The organism is Floccifex sp. (assembly GCF_051873555.1).
Taxonomy (GTDB): Bacteria; Bacillota_I; Bacilli_A; order Erysipelotrichales; family Erysipelotrichaceae; genus Floccifex.
The window spans coordinates 38,728-52,991 of sequence record NZ_JBJEEY010000063.1 but is presented as its reverse complement, the minus strand read 5'-3'; the positions used below and the strand labels follow the sequence as shown (position 1 = coordinate 52,991).

Annotated in this window: 12 protein-coding genes; 1 reads left to right on the top strand and 11 read right to left on the bottom strand. The window is 34.3% G+C overall.

What is annotated here, in order from left to right; translation table 11 throughout:
• Positions 1-190 precede the first annotated feature (190 nt).
• Positions 191-1,609 (top strand): ATP-binding protein, encoded by a 1,419-nt coding sequence (locus tag ACI32A_RS03735; protein WP_439753683.1) that lies wholly within the window; start codon positions 191-193, stop codon positions 1,607-1,609.
• A 39-nt stretch (positions 1,610-1,648) separates the two neighbouring features.
• Here ACI32A_RS03735 and guaA read toward each other — a convergent pair whose 3' ends face one another.
• The 11 genes from guaA to tsaD form a co-directional block, all read right to left on the bottom strand.
• On the bottom strand, positions 1,649-3,193 hold the full coding sequence (gene guaA, locus ACI32A_RS03730; RefSeq protein WP_439753682.1) for a glutamine-hydrolyzing GMP synthase: 1,545 nt from the start codon (positions 3,191-3,193) through the stop codon (positions 1,649-1,651).
• An 80-nt stretch (positions 3,194-3,273) separates the two neighbouring features.
• Positions 3,274-4,923, bottom strand: coding sequence for a Na/Pi cotransporter family protein (locus tag ACI32A_RS03725; protein WP_439753681.1), 1,650 nt, complete (start codon positions 4,921-4,923; stop codon positions 3,274-3,276).
• A 151-nt stretch (positions 4,924-5,074) separates the two neighbouring features.
• Positions 5,075-6,412 (bottom strand): ATP-binding protein, encoded by a 1,338-nt coding sequence (locus ACI32A_RS03720; protein WP_439753680.1) that lies wholly within the window; start codon positions 6,410-6,412, stop codon positions 5,075-5,077.
• Positions 6,396-7,091, bottom strand: coding sequence for a response regulator transcription factor (locus ACI32A_RS03715; RefSeq protein WP_439753679.1), 696 nt, complete (start codon positions 7,089-7,091; stop codon positions 6,396-6,398). The genes ACI32A_RS03720 and ACI32A_RS03715 overlap by 17 nt, the downstream gene beginning before the upstream one ends.
• A 12-nt stretch (positions 7,092-7,103) precedes the next feature.
• On the bottom strand, positions 7,104-8,825 hold the full coding sequence (locus ACI32A_RS03710; RefSeq protein ID WP_439753678.1) for a Na/Pi cotransporter family protein: 1,722 nt from the start codon (positions 8,823-8,825) through the stop codon (positions 7,104-7,106).
• A 343-nt stretch (positions 8,826-9,168) separates the two neighbouring features.
• On the bottom strand, positions 9,169-9,819 hold the full coding sequence (gene phoU / locus ACI32A_RS03705) for a phosphate signaling complex protein PhoU (protein WP_439753677.1): 651 nt from the start codon (positions 9,817-9,819) through the stop codon (positions 9,169-9,171).
• Positions 9,819-10,574: a phosphate ABC transporter ATP-binding protein PstB gene (gene pstB / locus ACI32A_RS03700; RefSeq protein WP_439753676.1), complete on the bottom strand. Its 756-nt coding sequence runs from the start codon at positions 10,572-10,574 to the stop codon at positions 9,819-9,821. Before pstB ends, phoU begins: the two co-directional genes overlap by 1 nt.
• 3 nt (positions 10,575-10,577) lie before the next feature.
• A complete protein-coding gene (pstA, locus tag ACI32A_RS03695; RefSeq protein WP_439753675.1) occupies positions 10,578-11,435 on the bottom strand; it encodes a phosphate ABC transporter permease PstA in 858 nt (285 codons plus the stop codon).
• Positions 11,428-12,321 carry a phosphate ABC transporter permease subunit PstC gene (gene pstC, locus ACI32A_RS03690; RefSeq protein WP_439753674.1) on the bottom strand — a complete coding sequence of 298 codons (894 nt, stop codon included), beginning with the start codon at positions 12,319-12,321 and terminating at the stop codon, positions 11,428-11,430. Before pstC ends, pstA begins: the two co-directional genes overlap by 8 nt.
• On the bottom strand, positions 12,318-13,139 hold the full coding sequence (locus tag ACI32A_RS03685) for a phosphate ABC transporter substrate-binding protein (RefSeq protein ID WP_439753673.1): 822 nt from the start codon (positions 13,137-13,139) through the stop codon (positions 12,318-12,320). Before ACI32A_RS03685 ends, pstC begins: the two co-directional genes overlap by 4 nt.
• A gap of 118 nt (positions 13,140-13,257) precedes the next feature.
• Positions 13,258-14,259, bottom strand: coding sequence for a tRNA (adenosine(37)-N6)-threonylcarbamoyltransferase complex transferase subunit TsaD (tsaD, locus tag ACI32A_RS03680; protein WP_439753672.1), 1,002 nt, complete (start codon positions 14,257-14,259; stop codon positions 13,258-13,260).
• Positions 14,260-14,264 lie beyond the last annotated feature (5 nt).

The window sequence follows — 14,264 nt, the reverse complement described above, 5'->3', positions numbered from 1 at the left end:
TCTAATCTTAAAACATGAAGAGGATGTCGATGTAATTCCAGCAAACATTGAACTGACAGATTATGAAATGCGTATTGTTTTTGGACCATATCCAACAAGCATTACTTTAACTATTCGTAATTCGAAATGTTTGCGAAATGTTATCGAAATGTTTGCGAAATGTTGATATAATTATTGCGAGGTGATTAATTTGAGAATTAACGAACTATATCCAGATGTCATAACAGAAGATTTGCACTATGAACTCAAAAGCATTTTATCATCCGATAACCCATTGAAATGGGCAAAAACTATTGTTGGATATGCTAATGGTGATGGCGGAATAATCTTTGTTGGTGTTTCCAATAATCGAGATGTTTTTGGACTTTCGATTGAAGAGATTGATAAAACAAAAAATCTTATTGCGATTATTAATGATAGACACATTTTTCCACATACAAAAATATCATATTCTATGAGGAGCGTTGATAACGATGCTGAAAAATTTGTTTTGGCAGTAAAAATATATTCTTCCGACTCTGTTGTGAGATATAGAGATGGAGATTTTAACGAAACTGTTTATGTTAAAGGCGATGGAAATACAACTCCTGCCACTCCAGAAGACATTATCTCACTATCTAAGCGTAAATATGGTGTCGATAATTCAATAAGTGAAATCTTATATAAAGAATCAGACTGGAGCAAATATCTTTCGACATGTAGCATTTATCGAACCGACCACAGCATCCCGAGCTTAAAAGAATTACAAAATGAACAAATTGTATCAAAAGACGGCTATTCATCAACCGGGCTACTAATGTTTAAAGATGACTATGATAACGATGATTCTTTAATATGTTGCAGACTTTGGAAAGGAATTAACAAAGTTGGCACTGTTTTAGATACTGGTAGATATAAAGGACCTTTATTAGATGTTTTTTCTTCAACACTCAATTTTATTGAAAGAAACACAAAATCCGGATGGAAAAAGGCAGCAAACGGAGGAAGAGAAGAAGTACGTTCCTATCCTAAAGAAGCAATAAGAGAAATACTGGTTAATGCAATAGCACATCGTGATTATTCAATCATGGGAACGCAGATTGATGTAGATATTTATGATGATAGGATTGAGGTTGTATCCCCTGGATCATGGTTGCTTCCAAAGCCATACGAAGAATATCCTGTTGGCACCATTCCTTCCATTAGAAGAAACACAATAATAGCAGCATGTCTGGATATTGCAAATCTAATGGAACGTGGTGGCACAGGATTTCAGACAATCGTAGAGTGTTATAAGAAAGCACCTGAAAACAAACAACCAGTTGTTTCTGCATATCCAGGTTTTCTATCCTTAAAGCTTTATGATCTTTTGTACAACGAAGAGGTGAAAGAATTAGACGTCGATAATATTACAGACTTAAAAAATTATGAAGAAGTGATAATACATTTGCTAAAAAGCGGTCCAAAACAAATAAACGAATTACAAGGTGTTACTCCTTATAAAAGTAGATCAACATTTTTATCTAGAGTAATAAACCCACTTATTGAAAAAAATATTATTAAAAGAGAAGGAAATTCTAAATCTCCATATTCAGTATTCATATTAGTTGACGATAAAAACAACTTATAAACCAGTTAAAAACGCCGATTTCTCGGCGTTTTGCTCATTTTATTCGAACTCGATTGTCCCTGGAGGCTTACTTGTAATGTCATACATTACGCGGTTTACACCTCGTACTTCATTAATAATACGAGACATTACTTTATTTAATACATCATATGGAATTTGTGCTGCTTCAGCTGTCATAAAATCCACTGTATTAACGGCTCTTAGTGCAATGGCATAGTCATATGTTCTTTCATCTCCCATAACACCAACAGAACGCATATTTGTTAAAGCCGCAAAGTATTGACCAATACTGCGATCCAAACCAGCTTTTGCGATTTCTTCTCGATAAATCGCATCAGCATCTTGAACAATACGAACTTTTTCAGCTGTAACTTCTCCGATGATACGAATACCTAAACCAGGTCCTGGGAATGGTTGTCTAAAGACTAAGTAATCAGGGATTCCTAATTCCAATCCCACTTTACGGACTTCATCTTTAAATAAATCACGTAAAGGTTCAATTATCTCTTTAAAATCTACCACATCTGGTAATCCACCCACGTTATGATGAGACTTAATAACAGCAGATTCTCCACCCAATCCACTTTCTACAACATCTGGATAAATAGTTCCCTGTACTAAGAAATCTACTTTGCCAATTTTTTGTGCTTCTTCCTCAAAAACACGGATAAATTCTTCTCCAATGATTTTACGTTTTCTTTCTGGTTCTGTCACACCTTTTAATTTTTCATAATAACGCTCTTGCGCATTAACACGAATAAAGTTTAAGTCATATTCTCCATCTGGACCAAATACAGCCTCGACTTCATCGCCTTCATTTTTACGAAGAAGCCCATGATCCACAAATACACAAGTTAATTGATTTCCAATGGCTTTTGATAATAAAACAGCTGCAACCGATGAATCCACACCACCACTTAAAGCACATAAAACCTTACCATTTCCAACTTTTTCACGAATCAATTTAATTTGTTCTTCCACAAATGCATCCATTCGCCAATCACCAGAACATTGACAAACATTCATAACATAGTTCTTTAAAATTGTTTTTCCATAGTCTGTATGCAATACTTCGGGATGAAATTGAATCGCATAGTTTTGATTCGTAACATCTTCACAAGAAGCACATGGACAATTATCAGTATAAGAAGTAATTTCAAATCCAGGCGCCACTTTCGAAATATAATCAAAATGAGACATCCAAACAGAAGAGTGATATGGAACTCCTTCAAATAATACTGAATTATTTTTATGAATTAAAGCCGTTTTCCCATATTCACGAGCATCTGCTTTTTCAACTTTTCCACCCAATACATGCTGCATTAATTGAGCTCCATAACAAAGACCCAGAACAGGAATACCTAACTCAAATAATTCCTTTGAACAAGTTGGTGAATTATCTTCATAACAACTATTCGGTCCACCTGTTAAAATAATTCCCTTTGGGTTCATTTCCTTAATTTTTTCAATAGGCGTTTTATATGAATAAATTTCACAATATACATTACATTCACGCACACGACGCGCAACCAATTGATTATATTGACCACCAAAATCGATAACAACTACCAGTTCTCTTTTCACTGTGAATCCTCCTATTTACCCATACATGATACCATAAGAAAGCACTATCCCAAAAGAAAAACGAGAAGAACCCCTCTCGCTTATTCATCTACATTTGATTTTGATAACGCAAAAGCAATATTTGTTGCATGATCGCCTACACGTTCCAAGCTAGAAATAACATCCGCAAAATAAACACCCGCACGAGCTGAACAAACACCTTCTTTTAAACGCGTAATATGAGCATCTTGTAAAGTCTTTTCATAACGATCAATACGATTTTCGTAATCCTGAATATCTTTCATATATGATTCATCTCCTGAAACGAACATCTTCAAAGACTTGTCTAAAATCACATTAACAGTTCCCATCATTTCACGAAGCTCATCAATACTTTGTTGAGACAAAGACAAGTTTCTTTCTTTGAACAAAGAAATCATATCCGCAATGCTTTCAGCATGATCCCCAATACGTTCAATATCTCCATTTACATGGAAATAAGCCGAAATTTTGTTAGCATCTCCTAAAGGAATCGCATTCTGGTTAATCTTAATTAAATAATTATTAATCTCAGTATTTAAATAATTAATATACTTTTCTGTTTCATGAACCTGATTAGCCCCATCTTCATCTACATCAATCAAACACTCAATGGCTAAATTTAAGTTATTAAATGCCATATAAGCCATGCGCTCCATTTCCTTTATCGCAACATAAACAGCTACAGAAGGATCTGGAAGAGCATTGCTGATGAAATGCGCAACATATTCATTGTCTTTTTCTTCAGGAACTGTATCATCTCCAGGAACAATTAAATACGTTAACTTAATAATCCAATTCATAAATGGATAGAAAACAATAACCTGGAATACCTTGAATAAAAAATGCGTATACGCAATTTGACGACCCAGTGTACCAGAATCCGTTCCACCACCGGCAACCATCAATACAATGCTTTCAATAAAATCACCAACAACTAATAATAAAACAAACATTAAGACAGTTCCAAAAACATTAAATAACAAATGAATCAAAGCCGTACGCTTCGCATTTTTTCCACCACTCAATGCCGTTAATAAAGCAGAAGTACATGCTCCAATGTTACATCCCAAAATAACAAACATACAAATACGTAAGTCCACTAATCCCTGAGAAGCCATAACAACTAAAATACTGACCGTTACAGAAGAAGATTGCACAACCGATGTAATAACCAATCCCAATAACATTCCCAGGAAAGGATTTGTGAAATTTGCCAGGAAATCAATGACAAATTGCATATCTCTTAAAACACCCATTGCACTGGACATAGCTGAAATACCCATAAACAAGATACCAAATCCCAATACAATTTCACCTGATTTTTTAACCATAGGTGCTTTAAAGAAATTACACATGATTGCCCCTGCTAAAACAAAGACAGGCGCTACTGCGCTTAATTTAAACGCAACCAGTAAAGCCGTAACCGTTGTACCGATGTTAGCCCCCAAAATAATTCCACTTGCTTGTGCTAAATTCATTAATCCCGAATTCACAAAACTCACTGCCATTGAAGTTGCAGCACTCGAAGATTGAATAACAGCCGTAAAAAATAAACCAACAAACAATCCCATTAGACGATTTTTTGTAAACGCCTCAAGAATAGATCGAAGTTTACTACCAGCAACTTTTTCAATACCATGACTCATCATATTCATCCCAGCAAGAAAAAGTCCAAGGCCTCCCATCAACTCAACTATAATTGTAATCATCTTTTCTCTCCTAAACCAAAAGACTATTAAAGCCTTTACAAAATAATTTTACTTTATCTTACATATATTTCAACTAAATTTTACTTACGACTATTATATTTTACACAGATTTTACATTTAAAATAAAGAAAAGATCTTTCCTAAGAAAGACCTAAAAACGAACAAAAATATGACAACCCTTTCCCACATCACTCACCAATTCAATCTTTGCATCATGAATTTCTACAATATGTTTCACAATTGCCAAACCAAGCCCCGTTCCCCCTGTTTGACGAGAACGCGACTTATCAACACGATAAAATCGCTCAAAAACACGATCCTGTACATCTTTTGGAATTCCAATTCCATTATCTTTAACACTTAAAACAACACCATTATCATTATATATACTAACTTCTACTTTGCCACCTTCATTATTATATTGAATCGCATTTTGAACCAGATTTGTAACCAATTCATTTAATAACTCCCGATTCGATAGAATCACTTCATCACTGCCAGTACAAGTTAAAGACACATTCTTTTTTTGGGCATTTACTTGCAGATTATCACAAACCTCTTTTGCCACATCCAATAAATGAATCGAAACAAAATCACTATGTACTTCACTATGATCCAATTCTGATAAACGAATAATATCATTAATCAGAACCAATAAACGATTCGCATTGTCTCGAATTTGTTTTGCAAAATAGACTTCCTGATCCTTTTGAACCATGTGATTCTCAATCAATTCTGCATATCCACTAATCGCCGTTAAAGGCGTCTTTAATTCATGAGAAACATTGGCTGTAAAATCTTGTCTGGACTTTGCTGCTTTTAATATATTTTCATGTTGCGAACGAATTTTATTCGCAAAAGGAATTAATTCCTTGTAACAAGGCATTGCGATAGAATCATCTAAACTTTCTGCCATTGTATTGATTGGCTCTAACAATAATTTCGTTAATAAATGCGATAACACAAAACAAATCAATAAAATCACAATCAATACAATCACAATATAAGGAACCATTGAAAGAAAAATACTCACAATCGTTTTTGACATAATAGAAACACGTAAAATCGTTCCATCACTTAAACGAAGTGCATAATAATACGTATTCATTTTCAATGAATCCGATTGACGAACACATTGCCCAGTACCTGTTTCAATGGCCTGCTTAATTTCCGGACGATCCAAATGATTGCTCAAAGAATTCACATCAACATCATTATCATATAAAACCGTTCCATCTTGATCAATCCACGTAATACGTAAATTCTCTTTGATGGCATCCGCAAATAAATCCGGAATCGAATCTAAATTTCCTTCTTGATAATACCGCTGAAAAACACCCGACTCATCAATTAATTTCGCATGAATTTGTAAATCTTTTTGAACCTGAGACTCTAAAGTCGAATATGAACCATAAATAATACCCGATGCCGTTAAAAAAATAGCCAATAAAGCAATCAAAAACAAACGAATACTAATTTTCTGTTTCATTTGAACTTACTCTTTGAAGTACATAACCAACATTTCGAATCGTCTTAATGCACTTTCCACTTTCCTTTAATTTTTGACGAAGCGTCTTAATATGCATATCCACGGTTCGACTCTCTCCTTCAAAATCCGTATCCCATACCACACGCATAATAGCATCCCTTGATAAAACCACTTCTACATTAATCATTAAATAACGAAGCAACTCAAATTCTTTATATGTTAATTCTACAATTTCATCTTTTACATAAACAATATGTCTCGTATAATCCAGTGTAATATCATTTACTTTCAATAAAACAGGATCCTTATCTTGTGTTCGACGAAGCAAAGCCTTGACACGTGAAATCAATTCCATAATAGAAAAAGGTTTTTTAATATAATCATCTGCCCCTTCATCTAATCCACGAACCATATCAATTTCAGTTGACTTAGCACTCACCATAATAATAGGCAAACGACGCCAAGTTGGGTTCTTACGAATTTTTTTGATGACTTCATATCCATTTTCATCTGGCAACATGATATCCAGTAAAACCAAATCCGGAAGCGTATCTTCTAATTTTTTAAAAAAAGTAGACGAACGATCAAAAGTCCTAACATCATAGTTACAGTTTTTTAAAGCAATCATTTCAATTTCACTAATACTTGCATCGTCTTCTACAATATAAATCAGTGTCATATATCCTCTTTTCTAAGGCAAAACATAAACATCCTTAATCTTATTATACTCATCTTTAAACCACGTTGCATCTAAAATCAAGTCATCCATACTCATTAAATCCTTTGCGACATTGGAACAATGATCCGCTACTCTTTCATAATAAATAATAATATCTTCCAAAATTAAGCCTGCATCTAAAGAACACTCGCCACTTCTAAGACGCATAATATGACGCTTTTTCATTTCAACGCTCAATTTATCTACTACTTCTTCCAATGGCTCCACTTCTTTTGATTTTTCTGTATCCATTGTCGCAAAAACATCGACTGTTAAATCCAAAATATCCTGAATAGCTTGTGCAAAAATATCCAATTCCACTTTTGCTTTCTTTGACCACTGAATCTTATTTTTTATCAATTCATCGCTGCTTTCGATCACATTGATGGAATGATCTGAAATCCTTTCAAAATCATTAATACAATGAAGCAATAAAGATAAAACCTTACTATCATCACTCGACAAATTCTGACTCGATAATTTTATCAAATACGAATTCAGTTCCGATTCATATAAATCCACTTTCTTTTCAATTTCATAAACCTCATTTCGCTTTTCATCCGATGGAAATTTCAAATTATCAACCGCAATCAAAAACGACTTCTTTGACAAATACGCCATATCCACAACAGCTTCCTGTGCCAGTTTAATCGCAAAACCAGGTTGATCCAAGAAACGAGGATCCAATACCATGACCGGATTTTCCTGTGTGTCTTCTTTCTTTTCTGGAATACAAACTGTAGCTAATTTCACCAAATAATTACTGAAAGGAAGTAAAACCAGAACACAGCCTACATTAAATAAACTATGAATCACTGCAATAGAAGCTGCAGAAGTCACATCACTTAAAAATTCAAAATGAACAAACATATTGATTCCATAAAACACACCAATAAACACAAGAGAACCCACTAAATTAAAAATCAAGTGAATCATAGCCGCTCTTTTAGCATTAATATTTGCTCCAATGGAAGACAATAAAGCCGTTACACAAGTTCCAATATTTTGTCCCATGATAATAGGAATTGCTACATTATAACGAATCGCTCCTGTCATACATAAAGCCTGTAAAATTCCTACTGAAGCCGAAGACGATTGAATGACAGCCGTTAATAAAGCTCCTGCTAAAATTCCTAAAATCGGATTAGAAAACATTGTTAAAATACTTGTAAATGCTTCATTATCGGCTAAAGGCGCAACTGATGCACTCATTGTATCCATTCCAAACATCAAAGTCGCAAATCCCAATAAAATCATCCCCAGATTCTTTTTGAAATCACTTTTCTTTGACATATAACAAAGAATTCCAATCAAAGCCAATATCGGTGAAAACGAACTCGGCTTTAATAAACGAATCCAGACATTACTACTTTGTATCCCAGTTAACGATAAAATCCAGGCAGTAGCAGTTGTTCCAATATTGGCACCCATAATAATACCCACCGCCTGATTTAATTTCATGATTCCAGAATTCACAAATCCAACAACCATAACTGTTGTAGCAGAAGAAGACTGAATGACAGCTGTCACCAAAGCCCCTAATAAAACCGCCATAATACGTTTTGACGTTAATTTTTCCAAAATACGTTCCAGTCGTCCACCAGATAATTGCGTCAATCCATCTCCCATTATACTCATTCCAAATAAGAATAACGAAAGACCACCTATCATTGATAAAACACTAAATATATCCATATATCTTATTGTCCTTTCGTATTTCTACTATAAAAATGATTTGTAAATTCTAAGTAAATTTTAATGTAAAGGGCATGTAAAATTTATATGTTTTACCAAAGATTTACACAAAATAGATATTGGACTTTACAATTTTCTTTTATTTTTTTTATTGAAGGAAGTGAATACTATGACTAAAAAACTTAATATATTTCTCATTTCAATGATTGGACTCCTGATTGGATTTATTTTATCCATTCCATTTCAATATCCAACAAACGCCATCCTTATTTTATCAACGATGATACTATTCGGATACACTGCCATCTTTTATTACATGAGAAAATAGCTCGGAAATTCCGAGCTATTCATTTTCTACTGGCTTATTATCTAATGAATAAATAACCCATTCCGCAATATTTGTCACATGATCTCCGATACGCTCTAAATACTTATTTACCATTAATAAATCAACCGCTGCTTTTCCTTTTTCCGAATTCAAATGAATCAATTCAATTAAATCCTCTTTATTCTGGTCAAATAAACGATCCACTGCATCATCTTTTTGAATCACGTCTCTAGCCAATTCAATATCCCTGGACACATAAGCATTTATACTTTGAATCAACATCGAAACCACGCCTGTATACATTTCTTTAAAATGATCTACATTAAATAAAATCGGACAATCCGACATATCAATAACCAATTCTGAAATATCTGAAGCATGATCTCCAATACGTTCCATATCGGTTACCATTTTTAATGCCGCTGTAATTGTTCTTAAATCCTTGGCAACTGGTTGTTGCTGAATCAATAAATTAAAACAAATATTTTCAATTTTCTTTTGATAATGATTAATATTTTCGTCGTTTTTAATTATTGTTTTTGCACCTTCAATATCCGCTTCAAAAAACACCTTCATCGCATTTTGAATCGCATTCTGAATTAAATAAGCCATATCCAATAAATCAATATGCAATTGATTTAATTGTTCATCAAATTTTGATCGCATTATCCAAACCTTCCTGTAATATAATCTTCTGTACGTTTATCCTTTGGATACGAGAAAATCTGTTTCGTACTACCAAATTCCACTAAATCCCCAACCAGGAAAAACGCTGTATCATCGCTTACACGAGCAGCCTGCTGCATATTATGTGTAACAACGACTACTGTATAATTTTTCTTTAACTGCTCCATCAATTCCTCAATTTTTAAAGTCGAAATTGGATCCAAAGCACTTGTTGGTTCATCCATCAATAAAACCTCTGGATGCACAGCCAATGCTCTGGCAATACAAATACGTTGTTGCTGTCCACCCGATAAACCCAAAGCCGATTTCTTTAAACTATCTTTTACTTCATCAAAAATAGCAGCCTGTTTTAAACTATTCTCCACAATCTGATCCAATTGTTTTTTATCCTTTATTCCATGTACTCTAGGACCATACGCAATATTATCATAAATACTCATTGGAAAAGGATTTGGCTGCTGGAAAACCATTCCAACTTTTTTTCTTAAAGAAATTGTATCCACATTTTTATCATAAATCTCTTTTCCATCAATTTTAATTGAACCCTCAATACGAACCCCATCAATTAAATCATTCATTCGATTCAAAGTACGCAAGAAAGTCGATTTACCACATCCAGAAGGACCAATAAACGCAGTGATTGAATTCTTTTTTATATCCATGTTTATATTTTTTAGAGCTTGTTTCTCACCATAAAACAAATTCAAATCACGCACTTCAATAATATTTTCCATACCTTACCTCTTCGTATTATCAAATTTTTTCGCCAAAACCTTTGTTAAGACATTGATTCCAAATACAATCACAATCAAAACAAACGCAATTCCAAAAGCTGTACTAAAATCACCATCGGCGGTAGCACTTAAATACAACTGAATCGTCATTGTACCACCAGATTGGAAAATCTTACTAAACAATCCTTTGAAAGTCTTTGGAAGAATTTTGGCACTTCCAGCTGTAAATAATAAAGCCGCAGATTCTCCAACAATTCGTCCTACCGATAAAATGACACCTGTAATAATGCCTGGAAGCGAACAAGGAATCAAAATCGTTCGAATCATATACCATTTTCCGGCTCCTAAACCAATAGCTCCTTGTCGATAACTATCTGGAACTGTTTTTAAAGATTCTTGTGTATTTCGAACAATTAAAGGAAGAATCATTAAAGACAGGGTTAATGAACCCGTCAATAAGGAATACCCCATCTTTAAAGATTGCCCAAAAAACATCATCCCAAACAAACCATAAATAATAGAAGGAATTCCAGCCAAAGTTTCAATCGCAAATTCAATCATATTGACTAATTTTCCAGGCTTAGCATATTCATTCAAATAAATAGCGGCTCCAATTCCAATAGGTAAAGACACAATCATTGACAACACAATAATATAAAGAGTATTGACAATATTTCCTGCAATTCCCACTGTTCCTTTTAAAGAAGAAGACACACTCGTTAGAAACGACCAATTAATAGCGCCAATTCCTTTTACACATACATACGCTAAAATACCAACCAACAATAAAACTGAAAAACTGGCGCATATATAAATGATGCCATATAGAATGGAATCCATAATTCGTACTCGCTTATGCATGTTGTTCTCCCTTCTTTTTCACTTTCAACAACACAAAATTGATAATCATGATAAAAATATAAAGAACCAATCCAACTGTAAACAAAACTTCACGATGCAGACCTTGTGAATAGCTCATTTCACTAACCAACTGTGTCGTTAAAAAACGAACTGAATTAAATGGAAGAGGAATATTAACCGATCCACCAGAAACCATATTGATAGCCATTGCCTCTCCAATGGCACGACCAATTCCTAATACAATACCAGCAACAATTCCAGATTTTGCAGCAGGTAAAACCGTTTTAAAAATTGTCTGCATTTTTGTGGCTCCCAATGCTAGACTCGCTTGTTTCAAACTACCTGGAACTGCACGAATAGCACTGGCACTCATATTAATCACTGTTGGTAAAATCATAATAGCTAATACGATGATGGCTGCCAGCATATTGGCACCACCAGTAAATTGATGGGTTGCAGAATTTTCAAAAATTAATTTTTCTAATTTATATAAAACCGGATTTAAAATCATCATTCCCAGCAAACCATAAATAACTGAAGGTATAGCTGCCAATAATTCGACGGCAGGCGAAACAATAGAAGCCAATTTTTTATTTGAAACTTCTGTTAAAAAAACTGCTGTCATCAAACCAATAGGAACACCAATTCCTACGGAACAAAGAGTTGCCAATAAAGACGATAAAATAATATATAAAATACCATAAGATGGATTAGATCCCGTTGGTTTCCATTCTGTAGAAAACAATAATTCAAAAGGACCTACTTTAAAAAGAGCCGGAACTCCTTTTAAAATCATATAAATCGTAATGGAACAAATAGCGAAAATTGCCACAGAAGCGCATCCCGTGACAACCCATTTCGCTATTCGTTCTTTTTTAGAAATCATTGTGCATCAGGAAGGATTAATCCTAAAGATGTAATAACTTCCTGACCTTCATCTGACTGTACAAATTCAAACCAAGTTTTTACTGCATCATTTTGTTCATCAATAGCACCCATTGTAGCCATTACAAATGGACGAGATAACAAATAATCCCCTGCTAAGATATTTTCTTCTGTTGCTTCTACACCATTTAAAGAAACCATTGAAACAGAATCATCTACAACATCTAGTGAAACATACCCAATTGCACCAGGTGTAGCTGCGACTTTACCTAATACAGCACCAGTTGAATCCAATTCTTGTGCATAAGCACATTCTTCTTCAACACCAACTAATTCTTCAAAAGCAGATCTTGTCCCGGAACCATTTTCACGTCCAATCACAACGATAGCTTGATCGCTTCCACCTACTTCAGACCAGTTTGTGATTTCTCCTTTATAAATTGAAGCCAATTGATCTGTTGTTAAATCTTTTACACCATTGTCTTTATCTACGATTAAAGCAATACCATCAACGGCTACAACATTTTCAACCAAACCACTATTTTTTTCATCATCACTTAAACTACGAGAAGCATTTCCAATATCCACACTACCAGCACTTAAACTTTCCAAACCAGCTGTAGAACCTGTATATTCCACTTGAACATTGATATCAGGATATTCTTCCATAAATTTTTCAGATAACGCATCACATAATTTATTCATGGAAGTACTTCCAGCTAAAGACACAGATCCACTTACACTTTCATTACTTGAACAACCAGCTAAAACAGAGGCACACAAAGTTAAAGCAGTTGCGACTTTTAATAATTTCTTCATATAAAATTTTTTCCTTTCCATCTCGTGATCACGGTTATATGATAGAAAGGCTTTGTAAAAATAAAAAACATAAAATCGTAAAATAAATGTAAAAAAAAGATGTCGTAATTGACACCTTTTATTGAATATCCCAACCTGAATCAGCCGTTAAATCATCATCAGCTCTTCGACCACTTTCATACGCAATTTGACCTGCAATCGCAATCATATTCGCATTGTCTGTACAACAAGACATTGGCGGAACCGTAAACGTTACATTTGGATATTTATCTTTTAATTCTTCAATCTTTTCACGTAAACGAGAATTGGCACTAACACCGCCTCCCACTACAAAGTGCTTAATTTCTGGATAATCCATTAAAACCGCATTGACTTTATCAAAAATCTCATTTAAAGCTGTTTCCTGAAAAGAAGCCGCTAAATCTTTCATATCATAACTCTGATTCAATCTTTCTTGTCGCTTCACAAATTGAAGAACACTACTCTTTAATCCCGAAAAACTAAAATCATATTTTCCCTGTGTCTTTGGCTTAGCCAAAGCATAAACAGGCGACCCTTGTTTAGCTAATTGATCAATTTTTGGCCCACCAGGATATCCTAAATTCAAAACACGAGCCACTTTATCATAAGCCTCTCCAATGGCATCATCTTGTGTCTGTCCCAAAATCTCAAAACTCGTTTCATCTTTCATATACACCAATTCTGAATTTCCTCCCGATACCACTAAAGCCAATACCGGAAACTCTAAATCTACAACCAATTCATTGGCATAAATATGTCCAGCTAAATGATGAACCGGTACCAATGGTTTATGATACGCAAAAGCCAATGCTTTAGCTGCCTGCACACCCACATGAAGACAACCAATCAATCCTGGTCCCTTTGTGACAGCCACTACATCTATATCTTCCATTGTCATGTGTGCTTTTTCAAAGGCTTGTTCAATACAATATGAAATATTTTCCACATGAATTCGACTGGCTACTTCAGGAACAACGCCACCAAATTCCTTGTGAACATCAATTTGAGAAGCCACAATGGAAGCCAATATTTCTTTTTTATCTTTTACAATGGAAACCGCTGTTTCATCACAACTACTTTCAATTCCCAATACAATCATATATC

Coding starts and splice junctions, on each gene's coding strand:
- pstA (WP_439753675.1), bottom strand. CDS start 11,435: ATGCATAAGCGAGTACGAATTATGGATTCCATTCTATATGGCATCATT.
- tsaD (WP_439753672.1), bottom strand. CDS start 14,259: ATGATTGTATTGGGAATTGAAAGTAGTTGTGATGAAACAGCGGTTTCC.
- ACI32A_RS03715 (WP_439753679.1), bottom strand. CDS start 7,091: ATGACACTGATTTATATTGTAGAAGACGATGCAAGTATTAGTGAAATT.
- ACI32A_RS03710 (WP_439753678.1), bottom strand. CDS start 8,825: ATGGATATATTTAGTGTTTTATCAATGATAGGTGGTCTTTCGTTATTC.
- pstC (WP_439753674.1), bottom strand. CDS start 12,321: ATGATTTCTAAAAAAGAACGAATAGCGAAATGGGTTGTCACGGGATGC.
- ACI32A_RS03685 (WP_439753673.1), bottom strand. CDS start 13,139: ATGAAGAAATTATTAAAAGTCGCAACTGCTTTAACTTTGTGTGCCTCT.
- phoU (WP_439753677.1), bottom strand. CDS start 9,819: ATGCGATCAAAATTTGATGAACAATTAAATCAATTGCATATTGATTTA.
- ACI32A_RS03720 (WP_439753680.1), bottom strand. CDS start 6,412: ATGAAACAGAAAATTAGTATTCGTTTGTTTTTGATTGCTTTATTGGCT.
- ACI32A_RS03725 (WP_439753681.1), bottom strand. CDS start 4,923: ATGATTACAATTATAGTTGAGTTGATGGGAGGCCTTGGACTTTTTCTT.
- pstB (WP_439753676.1), bottom strand. CDS start 10,574: ATGGAAAATATTATTGAAGTGCGTGATTTGAATTTGTTTTATGGTGAG.